This is a genomic window from Mucilaginibacter pankratovii, from assembly GCF_014773265.1.
In the GTDB taxonomy this organism is placed as follows: Bacteria; Bacteroidota; Bacteroidia; order Sphingobacteriales; family Sphingobacteriaceae; genus Mucilaginibacter; species Mucilaginibacter pankratovii.
Genome location: NZ_JACWMY010000003.1, coordinates 228,558 through 249,573 on the forward strand (window position 1 = coordinate 228,558; position 21,016 = coordinate 249,573).

The 21,016-nt window shown below is 46.2% G+C and carries 21 protein-coding genes; 9 read left to right on the plus strand and 12 right to left on the minus strand.

Features of this window, described 5'->3' with window-relative positions; all coding sequences use genetic code 11:
- Positions 1-23 precede the first annotated feature (23 nt).
- On the plus strand, positions 24-635 hold the full coding sequence (locus IDJ77_RS06710; RefSeq protein WP_191188169.1) for a phosphoglycerate mutase family protein: 612 nt from the start codon (positions 24-26) through the stop codon (positions 633-635).
- On the opposite strand, the gene IDJ77_RS06715 is transcribed toward IDJ77_RS06710, so the two are convergent.
- The 3 genes from IDJ77_RS06715 to porX all read right to left on the minus strand — a co-directional run bounded on the left by IDJ77_RS06715 (position 636) and on the right by porX (position 4,021).
- Complete coding sequence (locus IDJ77_RS06715; RefSeq protein ID WP_191188170.1) at positions 636-1,862, minus strand: alanine dehydrogenase; 1,227 nt, start codon at positions 1,860-1,862, stop codon at positions 636-638.
- A 57-nt stretch (positions 1,863-1,919) separates the two neighbouring features.
- Positions 1,920-2,336 (minus strand): tRNA (adenosine(37)-N6)-threonylcarbamoyltransferase complex ATPase subunit type 1 TsaE, encoded by a 417-nt coding sequence (tsaE, locus tag IDJ77_RS06720; RefSeq protein ID WP_191188171.1) that lies wholly within the window; start codon positions 2,334-2,336, stop codon positions 1,920-1,922.
- 131 nt (positions 2,337-2,467) lie between these two features.
- A complete protein-coding gene (gene porX, locus IDJ77_RS06725) occupies positions 2,468-4,021 on the minus strand; it encodes a T9SS response regulator signal transducer PorX (RefSeq protein ID WP_191188172.1) in 1,554 nt (517 codons plus the stop codon).
- A gap of 139 nt (positions 4,022-4,160) precedes the next feature.
- On the opposite strand from porX, the gene IDJ77_RS06730 reads away from it, so the two are divergent.
- The 6 genes from IDJ77_RS06730 to efp all read left to right on the plus strand — a co-directional run bounded on the left by IDJ77_RS06730 (position 4,161) and on the right by efp (position 10,196).
- The gene (locus IDJ77_RS06730; protein WP_191188173.1) at positions 4,161-5,387 is read left to right on the plus strand and encodes an HD domain-containing protein; all 1,227 of its coding nucleotides are present in this window, start codon (positions 4,161-4,163) and stop codon (positions 5,385-5,387) included.
- A 57-nt stretch (positions 5,388-5,444) separates the two neighbouring features.
- Entirely contained in the window at positions 5,445-6,482 is a 1,038-nt protein-coding gene (gene lpxD, locus IDJ77_RS06735) for a UDP-3-O-(3-hydroxymyristoyl)glucosamine N-acyltransferase (RefSeq protein ID WP_191188174.1), read from the plus strand.
- 101 nt (positions 6,483-6,583) lie between these two features.
- The gene (locus IDJ77_RS06740; protein WP_191188175.1) at positions 6,584-7,981 is read left to right on the plus strand and encodes a bifunctional UDP-3-O-[3-hydroxymyristoyl] N-acetylglucosamine deacetylase/3-hydroxyacyl-ACP dehydratase; all 1,398 of its coding nucleotides are present in this window, start codon (positions 6,584-6,586) and stop codon (positions 7,979-7,981) included.
- Positions 7,982-7,985: 4 nt separating this feature from the next.
- Positions 7,986-8,771: an acyl-ACP--UDP-N-acetylglucosamine O-acyltransferase gene (gene lpxA, locus IDJ77_RS06745; RefSeq protein WP_191188176.1), complete on the plus strand. Its 786-nt coding sequence runs from the start codon at positions 7,986-7,988 to the stop codon at positions 8,769-8,771.
- A gap of 95 nt (positions 8,772-8,866) precedes the next feature.
- Entirely contained in the window at positions 8,867-9,487 is a 621-nt protein-coding gene (locus IDJ77_RS06750; protein WP_191188177.1) for an ABC transporter ATP-binding protein, read from the plus strand.
- A gap of 145 nt (positions 9,488-9,632) precedes the next feature.
- The gene (efp, locus tag IDJ77_RS06755) at positions 9,633-10,196 is read left to right on the plus strand and encodes an elongation factor P (RefSeq protein WP_191188178.1); all 564 of its coding nucleotides are present in this window, start codon (positions 9,633-9,635) and stop codon (positions 10,194-10,196) included.
- A gap of 247 nt (positions 10,197-10,443) precedes the next feature.
- On the opposite strand, the gene IDJ77_RS06760 is transcribed toward efp, so the two are convergent.
- From IDJ77_RS06760 to IDJ77_RS06780, 5 genes are all read right to left on the minus strand, one after another.
- Complete coding sequence (locus tag IDJ77_RS06760) at positions 10,444-12,087, minus strand: M1 family metallopeptidase (RefSeq protein WP_191188179.1); 1,644 nt, start codon at positions 12,085-12,087, stop codon at positions 10,444-10,446.
- Positions 12,088-12,127: 40 nt separating this feature from the next.
- The gene (locus IDJ77_RS06765; protein WP_191188180.1) at positions 12,128-12,415 is read right to left on the minus strand and encodes a hypothetical protein; all 288 of its coding nucleotides are present in this window, start codon (positions 12,413-12,415) and stop codon (positions 12,128-12,130) included.
- Between the two features lie 309 nt (positions 12,416-12,724).
- Entirely contained in the window at positions 12,725-13,492 is a 768-nt protein-coding gene (locus IDJ77_RS06770; protein WP_191188181.1) for an exodeoxyribonuclease III, read from the minus strand.
- 73 nt (positions 13,493-13,565) lie between these two features.
- Positions 13,566-14,276: a peptidylprolyl isomerase gene (locus tag IDJ77_RS06775; protein ID WP_191188182.1), complete on the minus strand. Its 711-nt coding sequence runs from the start codon at positions 14,274-14,276 to the stop codon at positions 13,566-13,568.
- A 2-nt stretch (positions 14,277-14,278) separates the two neighbouring features.
- A complete protein-coding gene (locus tag IDJ77_RS06780; protein WP_191188183.1) occupies positions 14,279-14,623 on the minus strand; it encodes a hypothetical protein in 345 nt (114 codons plus the stop codon).
- 138 nt (positions 14,624-14,761) lie between these two features.
- On the opposite strand from IDJ77_RS06780, the gene IDJ77_RS06785 reads away from it, so the two are divergent.
- The gene (locus tag IDJ77_RS06785) at positions 14,762-15,094 is read left to right on the plus strand and encodes a hypothetical protein (RefSeq protein ID WP_191188184.1); all 333 of its coding nucleotides are present in this window, start codon (positions 14,762-14,764) and stop codon (positions 15,092-15,094) included.
- A gap of 60 nt (positions 15,095-15,154) precedes the next feature.
- On the plus strand, positions 15,155-17,455 hold the full coding sequence (locus IDJ77_RS06790) for a TonB-dependent receptor (protein WP_191188185.1): 2,301 nt from the start codon (positions 15,155-15,157) through the stop codon (positions 17,453-17,455).
- Between the two features lie 141 nt (positions 17,456-17,596).
- On the opposite strand, the gene IDJ77_RS06795 is transcribed toward IDJ77_RS06790, so the two are convergent.
- The 4 genes from IDJ77_RS06795 to IDJ77_RS06810 form a co-directional block, all read right to left on the minus strand.
- Positions 17,597-18,202: an HAD family hydrolase gene (locus IDJ77_RS06795; protein ID WP_191188186.1), complete on the minus strand. Its 606-nt coding sequence runs from the start codon at positions 18,200-18,202 to the stop codon at positions 17,597-17,599.
- The gene (locus tag IDJ77_RS06800) at positions 18,199-18,600 is read right to left on the minus strand and encodes a hypothetical protein (protein ID WP_191188187.1); all 402 of its coding nucleotides are present in this window, start codon (positions 18,598-18,600) and stop codon (positions 18,199-18,201) included. The genes IDJ77_RS06795 and IDJ77_RS06800 overlap by 4 nt, the downstream gene beginning before the upstream one ends.
- Complete coding sequence (gene thrC / locus IDJ77_RS06805; RefSeq protein ID WP_191188188.1) at positions 18,587-19,897, minus strand: threonine synthase; 1,311 nt, start codon at positions 19,895-19,897, stop codon at positions 18,587-18,589. Before thrC ends, IDJ77_RS06800 begins: the two co-directional genes overlap by 14 nt.
- 125 nt (positions 19,898-20,022) lie before the next feature.
- Positions 20,023-20,976 carry a homoserine kinase gene (locus IDJ77_RS06810; RefSeq protein ID WP_191188189.1) on the minus strand — a complete coding sequence of 318 codons (954 nt, stop codon included), beginning with the start codon at positions 20,974-20,976 and terminating at the stop codon, positions 20,023-20,025.
- Positions 20,977-21,016 lie beyond the last annotated feature (40 nt).

Consider the following 21,016-nt stretch of genomic DNA (forward strand, 5'->3'; position numbering starts at 1 on the left):
CTTGTAAACCTATTAAGCACGCTATGAAAAACGTATTACTACAATCTAAAATACTAAAAGTACTCTTTGTTTGTTTCTTCCTTAGCAATTATAATGCCTTTGCGCAAAAAACAACAATTTGGGTTGTAAGGCATGGCGAAAAAGAGCCGGCAACCGTAAAAACCGCCGACGACCCTAACCTTTCTGCCGATGGACAAGCGCGCGCCGAGGCCCTGGCTAAATTTTTAAAGCGAGAAAAAATTAAGGCTATATACGTTACCAAATACAAACGCAGCATAGAAACCGCAAGGCCCATTGCTACCCAAACAGGCCTAACCCCTGCCGTTTACGGCGATAGCTTAAAAACCTTTGCAGCTAATGTATTAAAAACTCACAATGGTGGCAATGTACTGATTGTTGGGCACTCTAATACCGTAATGAAAATACTGGATGCCTTTGGCGCCGAAATGCCCTTTGACACCCTTGATGAGGACGATTTTGATATGGCTTTTAAAATAACCATTAAAAGCAATGGCAAACGGGAACTGGAAGTACGTTACTATGGCATTCTCCACCATAAATCAGACCTGCCGCAGAAATACCAGGACGACGACCGCCCGGCCCAGCAATTTGTAAGCCCCGCGGCCCATTATTAATTAGTGGTTGGATACAACCAGCAGGTCGAGATCTTTACATGGGATACCAAATCGCTCGCCCATGTGCTTGTTGGTAAGGTGCCCCTGGTAAATATAAACCGCGTTGCGGATACCCGATTTTTTCCAGATCACGTTCTTCAGCCCGCCATGCTCGCCGATATCCAATAATATAGGCGCGAAAATATTTGTGAGGGCGTAGGTGGCTGTGCGTGCTACCCGCGATGCAATGTTGGGGACACAATAATGTATAACGTCGTGTTTTCTGAACACCGGGTGCGTGTGGTTAGTCACTTCCGATGTTTCAAAACATCCACCCTGATCGATACTCACATCAATAATTACCGAATTTGGTTTCATTTTGCTTACCGTTGCCTCTGATACCAGGCAGGGGCTGCGGCCATCATCGGCACGCATGGCACCAATGGCTACATCGCAGGTAGTAATTGCCTTTTCCAACACAATGGATTGTATCACCGAAGTAAATACCCGGCTGCCGATGTTGTTTTGCAGGCGGCGCAGTTTATAAATGGATGGGTCGAACACTTTTACTTCGGCCCCTAATGAAATGGCTGTACGGGCGGCATATTCCCCAACGGTACCGGCCCCAAGTATTACAATTTCGGTTGGCGGAACGCCGGTAATGCCGCCGAGCATCAGACCTTTTCCACCAAAAATATTGCTTAAATATTCGGCTGCTATAAGGATGGATGTGGCGCCAACAATTTCGCTCATGGCGCGTACAACCGTTAGGGTGCCGCCTTCATCTTCAATATTTTCAAAACAAATAGCGGTCACTTTTTTTGCCAATAACGCCTGCAGGCATTCCGCTTTCAGGGTAGATACCTGCAGCGCGGATATCAGCAGCTGCCCGGGTTTCATCATGGCTATCTCTTCCATGGTAGGCGGCGCAATTTTTATGATGATATCGGCCTCGTAAACGCGTTTGGTATCGTAAACTATTTGCGCGCCCTGTTCGCTGTAGTTATTATCAGAGAAGTTTGCCGCCTGGCCGGCGTTGCTTTCTAAAAGCACATCATGCCCGTTGTTTACCAGCAAAGCAACTGATAGCGGCGTAAGCGGAATGCGGTTTTCCTGGAAGGAGACCTCCTTGGGGATGCCGATATAAAGTTTATTTTTTTTGCTTTTAACCTCCAGCATCGATTCCTGGGGCTGCATCATTGCCTGGCGGGCAACATCAGAAAATCCGCTATATTTTCCTGAACTCATTTCATTCTATGTTATTTACCGGATGATGAAGATAATAAAAACAAACCAGTTTGGGTATCAAATGTTTTCCACAGTTATTTGGCGCGTACCCTCTTCCGATACCTTGATGCGGATGCCGGTGTACTGATCCGGTATCAGCCCGGCAATTTTTTCGGGCCACTCTATAAAGCAATAATTATCCGAGAAAAAATACTCCTCGTAGCCCATATCCAAGGCTTCGCCCTGCTCCTTTAGCCGGTAAAAATCAAAGTGATAAACAGGGCCGTCGGTGCCCGCGTATTCGTTTACAATAGAGAAGGTAGGGCTGGTAACTTCGTCAGTTACGCCAAGCCCGGCGCAAAGCGATTTGATGAGCGTTGTTTTGCCCGCGCCCATATCGCCGTAAAACAAAAAGATCTTATTGCTGCCGGCATATTCTAAAATGGTGGATGCCGAGTCGGCAAGCTCTTCGAGGGAGTTGATGTGGATATCCATGGGGAATAGGTTTTCAAAAACGTCATTGCGAGCGATAGCGCGGCAATCATCGGTAAGCAGAGCCGATTTGCAAAGGCGATTTGCTTGCCGAGGATTGCTTCGTTCCTCGCAATGACGTAGGTAAAAAAAGGTTATTTCGGCCCGTAAGTTACAATCGGGATGATCATTTCTTCTAACGAGATACCGCCGTGCTGGAAGGTCTCGTTATAAAAATTCACAAAATGGTTGTAATTGTTGGGGTACACAAAATAGCTATCGCCTTTGGCAAATACAAAGCTGCTGCTTACATGCAGCTTGGGCAGCATGGCATCGTGCGGGTTGCGGATGTGGAATACTTCCTTGGCATTATAATTCAGGTTTTTGCCTTGTTTGTAACGCAGGTTGGTATTGGTGTTACGGTCGCCAATGATCTTGCTCGGGTTTTTTACCTTGATGGTACCGTGATCGGTTGTGATGATCACCCTAACTTGTTTTGAGGCTAAAAACTTCAGCAGGTCAAACAAGGGCGAATGCTCAAACCAAGATAGCGTTAACGAGCGGTAAGCCGCATCATCACTGGCCAGCTCGCGGATCATCTGCATATCGGTACGGGCATGGCTCAGCATATCCACAAAGTTGTAAACCACCACGTTCAAGTCGTTCTGCATCAGGTTGCTTACCGATTCGTTCAGCGCGCGGCCTTCATCAATGTTTAATATTTTATGATAAGAGTGTTTAATATCGCGGCGCAGTGTACGTTTCAGCTGATCGGCAATAAAATCGGCCTCATATAAATTCTTGCCGCCTTCGTCCTCATCATTCTGCCACATTTGCGGGTAGCGCTTTTCCATATCCAAAGGCATTAAGCCCGAGAAAATGGCATTACGTGCGTACTGCGTTGCTGTTGGCAGGATGCTGAAATAGGTATCCTCTTCCTCCAAACGGAAATACTCGGATATGATAGGGTTGATGATCTTAAACTGATCGTAACGTAAATTATCTATCAGGATAAAGAAAACCGGCCCGTTGCCATCCAGCTTAGGGAACACCTTCTTTTTAAATAGTTGTGGGGATGATGTTGGCGCAGTATCGGGGTTTTTTACCCAGTCGAGGTAGTTGCGCTCTACAAACTTGCAAAACTGTACGTTAGCTTCGGCCTTTTGCAGGGTTAGGATCTCGTGCATCCCGGCATCTTCCAATGTTTCCAGTTCCAGTTCCCAATAAATAAGCTTTTTATAAACATCTACCCATTCCTGGAAACTGAGATTGTCGTTCAGCGTCATCCCCAGCGTGCGGAAATCCATCTGGTAGGCCATGGTGGTTTTCTCGGTTACCAGGCGTTTGTTCTCGGTAAGTTTTTTTATGGTAAGCTGTATCTGCTTGGGGTGTACAGGCTTTATCAGGTAGTCGTCTATCTTAGATCCGATGGCATCTTCCATCAGGTACTCTTCCTCATTCTTGGTGATCAGAACGATAGGTACATCGCTGCGGATATTTTTTATTTGCTGTAAAGTTTCAAGGCCGGTTAGGCCGGGCATATTTTCATCAAGAAAAACAAGATCGAAGTATTGTTTTTTAAATTCGTCTAAGGCATCGTGGCCGTTTGTTACCGTGGTAACTTTATAGCCTTTTTCTGTTAAGAACATTATGTGCGGTTTCAACAAATCGATCTCGTCGTCGGCCCATAATATGGAGGTATCCTGCATAATAAATTTATTTTTACCCCCTTATAACCCCGGGGTAGTATGTTTTGTTGCAAAATTATGCAAAGGTTTAACATATATTAACAATAGCATGGTGCTTGTTTTGTCATAATTCAACACTTTTGCATTCTATAAAGCTACTTTGAACAAAAAGAAGATCATCAACGACCCGGTTTACGGGTTTATCAGTATACCATCCGAGCTGGTGTTCGACCTTATCGAGCACCCGTACTTCCAGCGGTTAAGGTACATTAAACAATTGGGAATGACCCATTTGGTTTATCCCGGCGCATTGCATACCCGCTTTCATCATGCTATTGGCGCCATGCATTTAATGGGCACCGCCATAGAAACGCTTTGCAATAAAGGATGCACCATCAGCGCCGAAGAAAAGGAAGGGCTGCTTATTGCCATCTTATTGCATGATATAGGGCACGGGCCGTTCTCACACGCCCTGGAGCAAACCATTATTGAGGGTATTGACCATGAAGATATCTCCATTTTATTAATGGATAAACTGAATGAGCAATTCAACGGGCAGCTTTCTTTAGCCATCGGGATATTTAAAGGCACCTACCACAAAAAATTTCTGCATCAACTGGTATCCAGCCAGCTGGATATGGATAGGATGGATTACCTTAACCGGGATAGCTTTTTCACTGGCGTATCCGAGGGCGTTATCAGTTCCGATCGTATCATTAAAATGCTGAGCGTAAAGGATGATAGTGTTACGGTAGAGGAAAAAGGCATTTATTCTATAGAGAAATTCCTGATAGCCCGCAGGCTGATGTATTGGCAGGTGTACCTGCATAAAACGGTTATAGCGGGTGAGCAGCTACTTTGCAAAATATTTAACCGCAGCCGCGAGCTGGCTTTAGAAGGGCATAAATTCAACATCACGCCCGCACTAAATCATTTTTTGGAGAAGGTAATTTCTGAAGATGATTTTAAAAACCAGCCCCATCACCTGGATATTTTTGCCAAACTGGATGATACCGATGTAATGGCTGCCGTAAAGGTTTGGGCAGACAGCGAGGATTTTGTTTTAGCGACACTGTGCAATAACCTGATAGAGCGAAAATTATTCCATGTAGATATCACAGCCGAAAGACCCGATGAAGATTTTGTTGCAGAACTACGGCGTAAAGCGGCAGCGCTTTATAGTATTAGCGAGGACGAAGCATCGTACTTTGTATTTACCGATGCGATACGCAATAATGCCTATAATAAAGGAGATGGAAACATCCATATACTGATGAAGAACGGAGATATTAGGGATATTGCACTGGCAAGTGATAACAGTAACCTGGAGGCCCTTACAAAAACAGTAAAAAAACACATACTTTGCTACAGCAAAGCGCTGGTATAGTTATAGGCAATGTTAATAGTGTATAAACAAAACATAAAATAAACATAAATTTGCAGGATGCAATTTACCGCTAAGGACATAGCCTTTATGCTAAACGGAACTGTTGAAGGCGATCCGCTTGCGGCGGTTAGTCAGCTTGCCAAGATAGAGGAGGCGCAAAACGGTTCATTATCATTTTTGGCTAACCCTAAGTATGAGCAGTATTTGTATACTACAAATGCATCAATAGTTATTATTAATAACGACCAGCAACTTACCGGCCCCGTAACGGCATCGCTTATACGGGTAGAAAACGCGTACAGCGCTTTTACCCTTTTGCTGGAACAGTACAACACCTTAAAACTGCGCAAAGCAGGCATCGAGCAGCCATCTTTTATCCATCCTTCCGCCCAAATAGGGCAGGATGTTTACGTTGGCGCTTTCGCTTACATCAGCCAGGATGTAAAAATGGGGAATAACTGTAAAGTATACCCTAATTGCTATATTGCGGATAATGTTACCCTGGGCAATAATGTTACCCTGTTCCCCGGTGTTACCGTTTATTTTGACTGTGTGATAGGCAATAATGTTATTATCCACTCGGGCGCGATAATTGGCAGCGATGGCTTTGGCTTTGCACCAAAGACCGATGGAACCTTCAGTAAGATACCACAGATAGGCAATGTTATAATTGAGGATGATGTGGAGATAGGTTCCAATACCACTATTGATAGGGCAACAATGGGATCTACCGTTATACACAAAGGCACCAAACTGGATAACCTGGTACAGATAGCCCACAATGTAGAGATTGGAGAAAATACGGTGATAGCCGCCCAAACCGGCGTTGCGGGTAGCACCAAGCTGGAGAACAACGTGATGCTTGGCGGGCAGGTTGGCATTGTGGGCCATATCAGCATAGCAAAAGGCACACAGGTGCAGGCACAATCAGGTGTTAGTCGCCCGATAAAGCAGGAAGGGCAAAAATGGGCCGGTTCGCCTGCTTTGCCTTATGGTAATAACATGCGGTCGAACGTAGTGGTTAGCCGTTTGCCCGAACTGGAAAAAAGAGTTTTAGAATTAGAAAAGATAATTACTGAATTAAGGAATAGATAGTTCACTGGTTCAATAGTTCATTGGTTCATTAGTCTCGTTAAAGAGGTTATTGGACAACCCACCAATGAACTACTGAACCAATGAACCAATGAACCATTAAAATGAATGTAAAACAAAGAACGATTAAAGAGCCCGTTTCAGTTTCGGGCACTGGCCTGCACACCGGCGAATTTGTTACGCTTACGTTTAACCCGGCGCCCGAGAAGCATGGCTACAAATTTCGCAGGGTAGATCTGCCCGGCCAGCCCATTATTGAGGCTGATTGCGATAACGTAACCGATACCTCGCGCGGTACTACGCTTACCCAAAACGGCGCAAGTGTTAGTACGGTAGAGCATGTGCTTGCCGCCATGGTTGGTTTGGAAATTGATAATGTACTGATAGACGTGAGCGGCCCCGAAATGCCTATTATGGATGGTAGTTCGATCCAATTCATCGATGCCATTGAGGCCATGGGTTTTACCGAGCAGGAGGCCGACCGCGAGTACTATCATATCCCATACAATATCCATTATACCGAGCCAGACCGAAAAGTGGAGATGGTGGCCATGCCTTTAGATACCGATTATAGATTCACCTGTATGGTTGATTATAATTCGCAGGTATTGGGTAGCCAGCATGCTACCATATCTACCATTGCGGAGTTTAAAAAAGAAATTGCATCAAGCCGTACTTTTTGCTTTTTGCACGAGTTAGAGGCCTTGTTAAAACACGACCTGATAAAAGGCGGCGACCTGAACAATGCCATCGTGGTAGTTGATAAGGAAGTGGATGAAGAAGAGCTTGCCCACCTTGCTAAACTGTTTAATCGTAAAGATATCAGCGTAGCACCGCAGGGTATCCTGAACAATATCGAGCTTCGCCACCAGAACGAGCCGGCCCGCCACAAGCTGCTGGATATGATTGGCGACCTGGCCTTAGTCGGCGTTCCATTGAAAGGCCATATTATGGCTGCAAGGCCGGGCCACGCAGCAAACGTTGCCTTCGCTAAAAAAATAAAAACGCTAATTAAAAAAGAGCGCAGCCGCAAGCATGTAAAAGTTTACGACCCCAACATGAAGCCGGTATACGATACGGTACAGATCATGAACATTCTGCCGCATCGCCCGCCGATGCTGCTTATCGATAAGATCTTAGAACTATCAAAAACGCACGTGGTAGGCTTAAAAGCCGTAACCATGAACGAGCCGTTCTTTATCGGCCACTTCCCGGGCGCACCGGTAATGCCCGGCGTTTTGCAGATAGAGGCCATGGCGCAAACCGGCGGTATTTTGGTATTGAACACCGTTCCCGATCCGGAAAACTGGTTGACATTGTTCCTGAAAATAGAAAATGCCAGGTTTAAGGATAAGGTATTGCCCGGCGATACGTTAATATTTCGTTGCGACCTGGTTGCCCCTATCCGCCGCGGTATTGCGCAGATGAAAGGCATAGGCATGGTTGGCGAAAAAATTGTGGTAGAGGCCGAGCTAATGGCACAAATAGTAAAATATAAATAGAAGCATGATACAGCCTTTAGCGTACATACACCCCCAGGCCAAAATTGCCGATAACGTGGTTATCGAGCCTTTTGTTACCATCCACAAGGATGTGGAAATTGGCGAAGGTACCTGGGTGGGTTCCAACTCGGTTATAATGGATGGTGCCCGTATCGGTAAAAATTGCCGTATTTTCCCGGGTGCCGTTGTATCTGCACCACCACAAGATCTGAAATATAAGGGTGAGCCAAGCACCGTTACGATTGGCGATAACACCGTTATCCGCGAATGCGTAACCCTGAACCGCGGTACTGCCTTAGATAAAAACACCACTACCATTGGCAGTAATTGCCTGCTGATGGCTTACGTACACGTAGCGCACGACTGTGTTATTGGCGACAACGTAATTATTGCAAACGCGGTACAGCTTGCCGGGCACATCAACGTTTACGACCATGCCTTTATCGGCGGGACTTCTGCCGTGCACCAGTTTGTAGAGATTGGCGCACACAGCATGATCTCGGGCGGGTCGCTGGTACGTAAGGATGTGCCACCGTTTACCAAAGCCGGCCGCGAGCCGCTATCGTATATCGGTATTAACTCTGTTGGCCTGCGCCGGCGTGGGTTTTCGGCAACCACTATTAACGAGATCCAGGAAATTTACCGCATCATTTTCCTTAAAAAGTATAACGTAACCAAAGCGCTGGATATCATCGAGGCGGAATTTAACCCAACAGTGGAGCGCGACGAGATCATCAACTTTGTACAGAACTCGCAGCGCGGTATCATGAAGGGTTTTGGCGCAGTGTAAATAGAGTTCATGGCTGATAGTTCATGGTTCATGGCCTCAAATGAAGCTTACTATGAACTATCACCCATGAACTATGAACCAACCATGAACCACAAATGAACATCAGCCTCCAAAATATCGGCCGCCGCTTTAACCGTGAATGGATCTTCCGGGGGGTTGACTATACTTTTGAGAACAAAGAAAGCTACGCGATATTAGGCTCCAACGGTTCAGGGAAATCAACGCTGTTGCAGGTGTTGAACGGCAGCCTGGCGCCGTCTGCCGGGGTGCTTGCTTATTCTTACGAGGGTAAAGCTGTAGAAGCCGAAAGTGCTTTTACTTACCTGAGCCTTGCAGCGCCGTACCTGGAGTTGATTGAGGAGTTTAGCCTTAACGAGATCGTTGATTTTCATTTCAAATTCAAAAGCTATAAAGCCGGGCTCAACAGGCAATCTGTAGTGGATCTTTTAAGCCTGCCCGGCAGCCCGAATAAACTGATCAAATACTTTTCATCCGGTATGAAACAGCGCCTAAAACTCGCGCTTGCCTTTTGCTCGGATACCCCCATGCTGATGCTGGATGAACCCACCTCTAACCTGGATAGCCAGGGCATCGACTGGTATCTTAGCCTTGTAGAACGATACAGCGCCAACCGTTTAACCATCATCTGTAGTAACCAGGAGCATGAATATAGCTTTTGTAAGAATCGGCTAAGCATAGCCGATTACAAATCGTAGAGACGCGATACTTCGTGTCTGGATAAGCATTTTACAACGCGTTCTTACTCCCCTAAACAAGACGCGATACTTCGCGTCTCTACAATCCGCCTATTTGCTTCTTTCCTCACAGATAATTATTTTTGCCTCTCAACTATAATTCCACATGGCAAAGGCATCTGATATAAAAAACGGCAACATCCTGCGTTTTAACGGGGAGTTGGTACAGGTAGAAGATTTTTTACACCGCACCCCGGGCAACCTGCGTGCCTTTTACCAGGCGCGGATGCGTAATGTAAGGTCGGGTAAGCTGGTAGAGTATCGTTTCCGTACCGATGAAGAGGTGGATATCAGGCGCGTAGAAACCAGTGATTATCAATATTTATATGAGGACGGCGATTCGTTGGTAGTTATGGACAATGCCACTTATGATCAGCATAACGTACCGAAAATGCTATTCGGCAGTGCCGTTAAATTCTTGAAGGAAGGCACCAACGTAATTGTAGCGTTTGAAAGCGATGAGCCAATAATAGGTTCTATCCCTGGTTCTGCGGAATTGGAGATCACCTATACAGAACCCGCTGTAAAAGGCGATACCTCAACAGGCGCAATGAAAAATGCCACCGTTGAAACCGGTGCAGAGATCCGCGTTCCCCTCTTTATTAATATTGGCGATAAGGTAAAAGTTGATACGGCAACCGGGACTTATGTGGAAAGAGTGAAGGGGTAACCCCCCAACCCCCTGAAGGGGGAGCAGGATTTTTAAAGCCGCCAATGGGTGGCTTTTTTGTTTGATGTTATCGTGTGTCCATATTTTTTGAATGCCCCGGTAGGGGCTATCTGTTTGTAGCATTTGGCAACAACAACATTCGTGCGCCGTTAGGTGCTACCCCAATTTGCATTGGACCGCCAATAATTTGTAATTGGGTAGCCCCGATGGGGCATAAATTTAATTATTAGCTACAAACAGGTAGTCCCTAACGGGACACAGAACCTTTATTATCGCAGAAGATATGGTACACGATACCCTGAAGAGTCGACGGGAGCAATTGCTTACTCACGTCAATCGTCGCTAACAAATTAGCATTTGGATCAAAAACAACGTCGTTCGAACCGGCGGATAGTTTAATGGTTACTTCCCGGTCTTTTATTTTCATTATACCCTCACGCCCATCCAGCACAAACTCCAGCGGAAAATCGTAAAGCTCTTCCTGTTTCTGTGTTATGGTTAGCGTTAAGGTTTTTGAAGGTTTATCGTATACTTTTTCTATCTGCAAAACGGGGTGGCCTGCGGTATAAAGCCACTGTTTAAAAAACTGTTTCAGGTCAACTCCACTGGCTTGTTCCATCACTAAACGAAGGTCATCGGTATTGGCGTTTTTGTTTTTGTATTGAGCGTAATAATCACTGATACCTTTCCAAAACAGATCATCGCCCAGTTTGCGGCGAAGCATATGCAATACCCAACCGCCTTTTTGGTAGCTATTGGCGTTGAGCAATTTCATGTAGTTGCCGTTGATGGTGGTATCAACAACCGGCGCGAAATGTGTTTTTTCTAAAGCGAATATAGCAGTAGTATCGGCCAATACCCGCTGTTTAAGTTTTTCTACCCCGTATTTGCTTTCGAGGTAGAGATTGGTAAAGTACGTGGCAAAGCCCTCGCTCAGCCAAATGTTGGGCCAGCTTTTCTCGCTTGCTGCATCGCCGAACCATTGGTGCGCAATTTCGTGAGCCATTAACTCTTCGATGGTTGGGCTTTTTACCGATTCTTCGAAATAGAAGATGCAGCTGGCATTCTCCATACCGCCAAAGATGGTTTTCGATTGTACGTTGGCCAGCTTTTCATAAGCAAAAGGCCCAACGTTTTTGATGAAGTAGGGCAGGATCTCTTTAGCTACGACATAACTTTTAAAACCGATTGCCTTATCCTCCGGGAACACGTACGTATAAACCGGAAAGCCATTAACGTCACCGGTATGGTCGATCGCGAAATCGGCGGCGCCGATAACCATCACCTTGGTAGAGATAGGTGCTTTTTCGCTCCAATGGGTAAGCTTTAATTTACCGGGGAGGTTTTGCTCTTTAACCATTGAGCCATTGGCCACCACATTGTAATGGGCCGGCGCGGTAACAACAAATTCAACAGTAGCTTTATCTGCGGGATGGTCTGCACAAGGCAGCCAATTTTGTGCGCGATTGGGCCAGTTGTCCCCAAAAAAAGTGCGGTGTTTATAGTTATTAGTGGAAATAATGAGCCCATCCGCAGGGATACCGCTGTATTTGATGGTGTAACTATGCAGGCTGCCCGAGCTTGCTTTGGTATTGATCTTTACGGAATTACTATCCTGGCTAAAACGCAGGGGCTTGCCAAATTCTGTTACCGATGAAACGATCATCCCCTTGCCTGTTGCCTTCTTTTTAACCAGGTCGAGGCTAAAGGCATTCGCCGGTTTTAAGAACTTTAGCTTTACGGTTGCCTGCCCTTTAATATTGTTGTTGGCATCGTTCAGTTGCAAGGCGAACTTATAATGCTGCACATCTATGGGGGCGCCGGGTTGTTGGGCGTAACTGGAAGCCGTAATCGACGAGATGATTATTAGTAAACATGAAAATTTTCGCATAGTCGAGGTTTAAAGTATCAAAAAACAAGTAACCAATGTTTTATAAATGAGGTGTAATTGGAAACCAAAGTCCTCTAAAATTAGATGCACCGACATTTGGCAATACGTGGTTCTTTTCCAAGGTTGAGATGTCAATGTTTTCAATACATCTTTTAATCTCCGGCATACTTTCATTTAAGAAAATGGTTATGGCAAGGAGGTGAATTGCATTGTCATAACTGTAAGCCGTTAGCCCAACGCCCCATCCAATCGGTATTGGCGATGGAATTTCATCCGATTCAAATTCAAACCAATATCGTAGCAATAGAGGGTTTTTTAACGTAACCATTTTCAAATATACAATTCGGCTTAAAATTTAAGCTTTTTAAAGAGGCGTTAGCCTCGACCTATATTGTAGCAACGGATTTTAACCCGGTGTGGGGCATTGAAATGAATAAAGAACCGTCGGTTCGACCTATATGACCGGGCAACGGTTTACGACGAAGGGTATAAACAAAAAAACACCGTGAAGAAGCATGTTTTATGTAAACCCCATAAAAACGCAATGGATTGATTATGAGATATCTAAGAAGTTAACATATGAAATTGTGTAAACTTTTGTAAACTTTTTCTCAGGTGCGCTCGCAGCAAAAACGTGTCAAAACTCCAGTTCCAGCAGCACGGGGCAATGGTCGGAATGCTTTGCCTCCGGCAATATAGCCGCCCGCTTGATGTTATCTTCCAGTTCTTTGCTCGCCATGGCATAATCAATCCGCCAGCCCAAATTCTTACCCCGGGCACCTGCGCGGAAGCTCCACCAGGTATAGTTATGCGGTTCCTTGTTTAAATGGCGGAAGGTATCTACAAAGCCCGACTCGATAAAGTTCTCCATCCATTCGCGTTCCTCGGGTAAAAAGCCGGAGGAGTTGGCGTTTGATTTTGGGTTGTGGATATCTATAGCGCGGTGGCAGATATTGTAATCGCCGCACACAACCAATTTTGGATGCTCCACTTTTAGCAGCGTAAGATATTTACCAAACTCGTCCAGGAAACGGTATTTAAAGATCTGCCGTTCGTCGCCGCTGGAGCCGGACGGAAAGTAGACGCTCATTACCGATACCTCATCAAAATCAACCCTGATACAGCGCCCCTCCCTATCGAAATCGGGGATGCCGCAGCCGTACTCTACATGGTTGGGTAATATCTTGCTGAAGATAGCGGTACCGCTATACCCTTTCTTCTCCGCTGGGAACCAGAAATGTTGATATCCGAGCGCATCGATGAGGCCAAGGTCGGTAAGCACGTCGGGCGTTGCCTTTATTTCCTGCAGGCAAACCACATCGGCATCGGTAGCCTGCAGCCAGGCCAGCCAGTTTTTATTGATGGCAGAACGAATGCCGTTAACGTTGTAAGTAATAATTTTCATTTCGGGTGTCGAATGTTCGATTTTTCGCGTTTTACTGTCTATTGGTGCTCAAGGGGGCTTCGCCGTTTCGGATTTATTTCTGTGCCAGCCCCAATAATTTATCCAACTGTTTACACTCGCGTTTGCTAAGCAATTCTACCAACATATCTACATTAGTTGTTGGCCTGTCGCGTTCATCTTTTTTAACAGCGGCTATACGGTCAACCATGTCAATGCCGGTAACCACTTCGCCGTAAACTGTGTAGTTTTGGTCGAGGTGGGGTGCGCCGCCAACAGTGGTATAAATATCGCGTTGCCAGGCCGGGATCTTTCGGCCTTTAAGGCGGGTTATTTCCACGGTATCTAAACGGCCGGGGGTAAAACGCTTGCCTTCCACAATATAAAACTGGCAGCCGCTCGATGCTTTTTTAGGATTGTCATCACGTGCGGCAGCCAACACGCCGCGCTTGTGGAACAGGCTGTCCCTAAATTCGGCGGGTATGGTGTACTTCACATCGCCATTGCCCAATTCGGCACCGGGTTTGGCCTTGGTGGTATCCCGCGAATCCGGGTCGCCGCCCTGGATCATAAAATTCTGGATCACGCGGTGAAATAAAGTGCCATTGTAAAACCCCTTTTTGGTTAGTTTTATAAAATTATCGCGGTGCAGAGGCGTCTCATTATACAGCCTGATGATACAATCGCCATAGCTGGTACGGATGCGCACGTACTGGTTTTTGGGCGGCTTTGCAAAGGCAATGCTAACCGTAAGCAACAATAAACTAAGAGTAAAGAGTTTTTTCATGTTCAATATCCGTTCTCTTCGAAGTAAGTAATAATTAGCGATTTTATAAGCATCTCCTGCTCTAATATGGCGTAATTGGGGATGGTTTTCACCAGCTTCCAATGCGGCCAGCCGTCCTGGTCCTGGCCTTCCAGTTCGTAAAAGCCCATTTGGCTAAAAAGCTTACAGTTGGCAATATGCATCAACTCTTCCTTTTGCCTTTTGTTGAATTTACGCGGGCCCTGCCCCAGCTCCTGCACGCCAATTAAAAACAGCAGTACTTTAATGTCCGGCTTTTCGTTATCAAAGTCGGCGGCTATGCGGTCCTGTAATGCGGCAAACTTTAAATTGATCTCAGCAGGTTTCATACGGCAAATATACGTATGCGGGCTTGTTTTAAATTGTAATGATTGCGCCCAATTAACAATATTGTTACGGGGGAAATATCGCGTTAGCATATTATTAATTAGCTTTGCATCAACATTGCTAAAAGCTTACAAATAGTTGTGAAAAAAAGCACGTACCATATTATCTACTCCTGGGCATTGCTGCTTTGCTTTGTTACGGGCCAGTATATGGTATATGCCCACCAGCACAACCAGGTAAAAAATTTACATGCTTCTACACAGCACGATTGTAAGAGTTCTTCGCACACCATTGTAAAAGAAAAGTGCGAGATCTGCGATAGTATGCACCACAACGCCATGGAGCTTTCTGCCGGCGCCGACTTCCATGCCCCACTGTTTATCACCAAACACACCTTTAAATCATCTCAGTATGATTTTACCAGCATAGCCCTCATTTTAGCTGCCGGGCGTGCTCCTCCTGTTGCTTCATAATAAGCCATTCTTAAATAACGCCGCCTAACGTGGCATTTTCACGAATTTTAATTATTTATTATGAAACTAAAACTCATTAGTTGTTTCCTGTTCCTGTTTATACAAATTACGGCTTTCGCCGATGATGCCAATATTATTAAAGGTAAAGTTATTGATGCCAAAACAAACGAGACGCTTATTGGCGCCGTTGTTAGCATCCCCGATCTGCATGTTTCTGTAGCTACCAATGCCAACGGCGAGTTTACCTTTCGCTCCGTGCCCGCTACCGGCAAATATGTGGTACAGGTGCAGTACCTTAGTTATAAAACTATTACCCAAACGATAGATTTTTCGTCGGCAACACCTTTGGTTTTTGCCATGCAGACCAGCATTGTGGAAGCGCACGAAGTGGTGATAACCGGCACCCCCATCACCGCCAGCAGCAGAAGCAACAGCACATCTGCCAGCGTGGTGACCAAAGATCAGCTGCAAGGCGCATCAACCAACCTGATTGACGCGTTGGCCAGGCAGGTACCCGGCTTAAGCCAGATCACCACCAGCCAGGCCATCTCTAAACCCGTTATCCGTGGTTTAAGCTACAACCGTGTTGTTACGCTAAGCGATGGGGTAAAGCAACAGGGCCAGCAATTTGGCGATGAGCACGGCATAGAGATAGACCAGTTCCAGGCGGAGCGTGTTGAGGTGCTGCGCGGCGCGGCATCGTTAATGTACGGCTCAGACGCCCTTGGCGGTGTTATTAATGTGATAGACCCGCCGTCTCCCGCGGAAGGAAATATCAAAGGCGAGGTGTTGAGCAATTACTCTACCAACAGCGGGCTCATCAATACATCGGTGATGTTGAGTGGCAATGAGAATGGCTTTGTTTGGCGGGGCCGGGGTACCTATCAAAACGCGCACTCGTATAATACCCCTGCAGGCTACTTCCAAAACAGCGGCTTCAACCAAACCGACTTTAACGGGATGCTGGGTGTAAATAAGGCCTGGGGTTACTCGCATTTAAACTTCTCGTACTATAAAAACAACATTGGTTTTTTTGATGCCGAGCCGGGCGACAACCTGTACAGCGATAATACCAGCCGCACGCTGGATTACCCAAAACAGGATATCCGCCATTATAAATTAGCGTTCAACAATAATTTTATACTGGGCAGTAACTCTTTAAAACTCGACCTTGGTTTCCAGAAAAATCAGCGCCGTGAGCTGGAAGATAATCCAACCCCGGTATTGTTTTTTGATTTGAATACCTATTCGCTGGATGCCAAGTATTACCTGCACGATTTTAATGGCTGGCGTCCTGTTTTCGGTATCAGCGCAAGCCTTGGGCATAGTGTTAACAAAGGCGTTGAGCTGTTGGTGCCTGCTTATGACGAATACAGTACCGGTGCTTTCGGGTATGTGAAAAAGACATGGGAGAACAACACCTTTAGCGCTGGTTTAAGGTTTGATTACATCCAGAATAAAGGCAAGCAGCAGTTTGTGGATGGCGATGAGATCTTCACCGGCTTCGATAATAAATTCTCTAACGTAAGCGGTGCTTTAGGGTACACCCATATCTTTAATGATGTGTTGAGCTTTAAAGCAAATGCGGGTACGGCCTTCCGGGCACCAAACCCTGCCGAGTTGGGCTCTAACGGCGTTCACGAAGGAACCAATCGCTATGAGATCGGTTCGGGCAATCTATCGCCCGAGCGCAGCTACCAGGCAGACGCCACATTGGAATATGGTTCCGGCTTTGTAACCGGGAGCTTTGGTATTTATGAGAACTATATCCACAATTACATCTACGCATCAAACACCAACAACGAGCAGATAACTGTTACCGATGAATCTACCGGTTTGCCGCGCAGCTATGATGCCTACCGTTACGGACAAGTGAATGCCAACCTTTACGGTTTTGAAGGGAACTTAACCCTGCACCCGATATCGTTTCTGCATTTTGAGAATACCTTTAGCTATACCCGCGCGCAAAACAGATCGTTCGACAGGCCCTTGCCATTAATACCGGCCGGCGTATTGCATAACACCCTGCGTTTTGAGCCCAAGGTAAAAGGCATCAGGGATTTTTACCTGTCGGCTGGGATAGATAACTTTTTTAAACAAACAAGGGTTGATGCCACGTTTGAAACACCTGCAGATGCTTATACTTTGTTGAACGCGGGTATTGGCGCTACCTTTAAAATTGGCGCGCAGCCGCTCAAGGTGTATGTATCGGGCAACAACCTAACCAACAAACGCTATTACGATGCGCTTAGCCGTTTAAGGCCGGGCCGCTACAGCCAGGAAGACCCCACCTTTGGCGTGTACAATCCGGGGCGTAACATTACCTTTGGTTTCTACCTGCCATTCGGTACTAACAAATAGCCAAAACAACAATTAATATAAGCAAAAGCCCTGCGAGAGTGATCTTGCAGGGCTTTGCTGTTTTATGTCAAAATGGAGACGCGAAGTATCGCGTCTCTACAATAGAATATTTTTCTTAGAGACGCGATACTTCGCGTCTTTTTACAAAATGCTCTTTTCAAGCAACTCCTCTCTCAATTTCTCAGAAGATGTAAAGTGAATGCAGTTAATTCCCATTTTTTCTGCAGCGAGGATGTTGCGGTAATTGTCGTCGATAAATAAAGATTCTTCGGGTTTTACGTTATACCTGTCCAGCAGGATCTGGTAAAACTCCGGGGCGGGTTTGCGCATTTTCTCGGCACCTGATACTACGATACCATCAAACCAACCCAGGAACTCAAATTTTTCCTGCGCCATGGGAAAGGTTTCTGCCGACCAGTTGGTTAACGCGTAGATCCTGTACTTGCCGCTATCTTTTAGTTCTTTAAAAATCTCCACGGTGCCTTCAAATGCATCACCCAGCATCTCAATCCAACGGCCATAAAAGGCGCGGATGTTTTCTTCATGATGGGGGTGTTGGGCAATAAGCCATTCGGTGCCTTCCTGTAAAGAACGGCCGGCATCCTGTTCCTCGTTCCAGTCGGATGTGGTTACAGTTGTGAGGAAATCGCGCATTTGCTGCTCATCGGCAAAAATACTTCGGTACATGTAATCGGGGTTCCAGTCGATAAGTACTGCCCCGAGATCGAATATGATGGTGTTAATCACTTTTTCTCCTTCTTTTTAGCAGTCTTTTCAAATACCTGCACATCGGTTACCACCGAGTCGGCATTCAATTTAAACAACAGTCCTTTAAAATAAGCGGTATCGATGCCGTCCATTTTCAGGGTGATGTCGTAATAAAAACTGCGGTCGGTATGGCTGTTGCGCTGCGGGTATTTTAATAAAAGGATAACCTGTTTATAGGTCATGCCTTTTAGTTTATGGGTTGCCAGCAGGTCTTCAACCATCATGTAGCGTTTTGGAAAATCGATACCGTCGCCATCGTTCCATTCGCGCCCGTTAAAGGGGCGCTGGTTTTTACAACCGGCCACAGCCATTGCACAAACAACTAAAAAAATCAAAGCCGATCGGATGCCGCTATTGCTCATCTTAACTATTTTCAAGCAAATATCCTTTAAATTCGTCAAAACCGGTGCCTAAACTTACCGCTTTGCTGTCTTTTTCTTCCAGTTCCTTTACCTGTTCGGGTACGGTTATCTCGTGGGCTATCTGTTCGGTAAACACATCAGGGAACTTGCAGGGGTGTGCGGTTGATAAAAACACGCCGGTAGTGTCTTCTGCCTTATGCTCCTGCTGATAGGCTTTTAAGGCTTTCCAGGCAATAGCGGTGTGTGGGCAGGCCACGTAATTATAAGTGTCGAAGATCTCTTGTATGGCGGTCAAAGTGTCCTCGTCGGTGTAAGTGTAGCCGGTGATAAGGGCGTTTAGCTGGTCGGGGTGTTCTTTAAACAGATCGGCGATGCGTACCCAGTTGCTTGGGTTGCCTACGTCCATAGCATTGGATAGGGTTGCTACGGATGGTTTGGGCTGATAAACGCCGGTTTTTAAAAACTCGGGCACGGTGTCATTAGCGTTTGTTGCCGCGATGAATTGCTCTACCGGCAGTCCCATTTTCCAGGCCAATAAACCTGCGCCAATGTTACCAAAGTTACCACTTGGTACTGCAAAAACCACCTTTCGGGTTCCGCGCTTTAATAATTGCGCGTAAGCATTGAAGTAGTAGAACGTTTGCGGGATAAGCCGGGCGATGTTGATGGAGTTAGCCGAAGTAAGGCGGAATTCGGCGTTTAATTCGGGATCTGTAAAGGCTTGTTTAACCAATGCCTGGCAATCATCAAATGTACCATCTATCTCTAATGCGCGAATGTTTTGTCCGTTGGTGGTTAACTGCAGTTCCTGTATATCGCTTACCTTGCCTTTTGGGTAAAGGATGGTAACCCGCGTGTTCTGCACCCCTAAAAAGCCAAGTGCCACAGCGCCGCCGGTATCACCGGAAGTGGCTACCAGTACATCCAGTTGTTTTTCGCCATCCTTTAAAAAGTAGCTCATAACGCGGCTCATAAAGCGTGCGCCAAAATCTTTAAAAGCCAGTGAGGGACCGTGGAAAAGCTCCAGCACGTTTACCTTTTCTTCCAGTTTTACAACCGGGGCATAAAAGTTAATAGCGTCTTTAATTAAAGCTTTCAGGTCTTCTGCCGGGATATCATCGCCGAGCAGGTTTTTAGCTACATGATAGGCAATTTCGGGCAGGGTGTACTGATCGAGGTTGTGGATGAATTTATCGCCCAGGTGTGGGATCTCCACGGGCATATAAAGGCCCTTATCCTGTGGCATGCTGTTAAAAACGGCCTCTTTAAAGCCAACCCTTAGTTCGGTATTATTGGTACTGTAGAATTTCATTTTGATTTCGGATGTCTAAAAACCCACGCGTCATTGCGAGGAACGAAGCAATCTCTACACTTTACATATACGCCATGCATTGCCGGGAGATTGCTTCGTTCCTCGCAATGACGTGGCGGAGGATACTACCCTATCACCCTCGGCCCTGCATCGTTTATAGTTGATACATAAATATTGGAGCCTATTTTGATGCTGGTTAAATGTTTTTGTAATTTTTGTGTGATGCGTTTGGCTGTCTCCTCATCGCGGGTAAAAGCAAACACTGATGGCCCCGAACCGGAGATGCCGAAGCTTACCGCGCCCATTTCCATAGCCATTTCGCGCATGATGTAAAAATCGGGGATGAGCATGCTGCGCACCGGTTCTACCAGCACATCTTTCATGCTGCGGCCAATGAGGTCGATATCCTGCATAAACAGGCCGCTTACCAACCCGGCAATATTACCCCATTGGGTAACGGCATCTTTCATAAAGATCTTATTGCGGATGATCTGCCTGGCCTCGCGGGTGGGCACATCCACATCCGGGAAAACAATGGCACACCATAAGCCTGCCGGATGCGGCAAACGCACTACGTCCAATGGCTCGTAGCTGCGGATGAGTACAAAACCGCCTAACAATGCCGGTGCAACGTTATCGGCATGGCCGTGCCCACATGCCATCTCCTCGCCCTTCATGGCAAAGGGAAGCAGCGTAGCAGCATCTGTATCGTCACCCAACAGGGTTTTGATAGCAAATAGCCCGGCAACCGTACTTGCCGAGCTGGAACCCAGCCCACTACCAATAGGCATTTTTTTGTGCAGCTCGATATCTAAACCAATGTCCATCCGGCCCACGCTTTGCAGGTAATGCTGTACGCTTACGCTCACCGTATTCTTGGCCGGGTTAAGCGGCAGGCGACCGTCATCGCCGGTAATTTTGCTGATGGTGATACCTGGTTTATTAGTGCGGCGCATGATCACCTCATCACCCGGCTCGTTTACGGCGAACCCCAGTACATCAAAACCACAAACCACGTTGGCAACAGTAGCGGGTGCGAAAACCTGGATGCTATCCAAAAGCTTTTGCGTTGTTACCATTGGTTGTTTTAAATCTTGTATATCGTTACTCATAAATCTA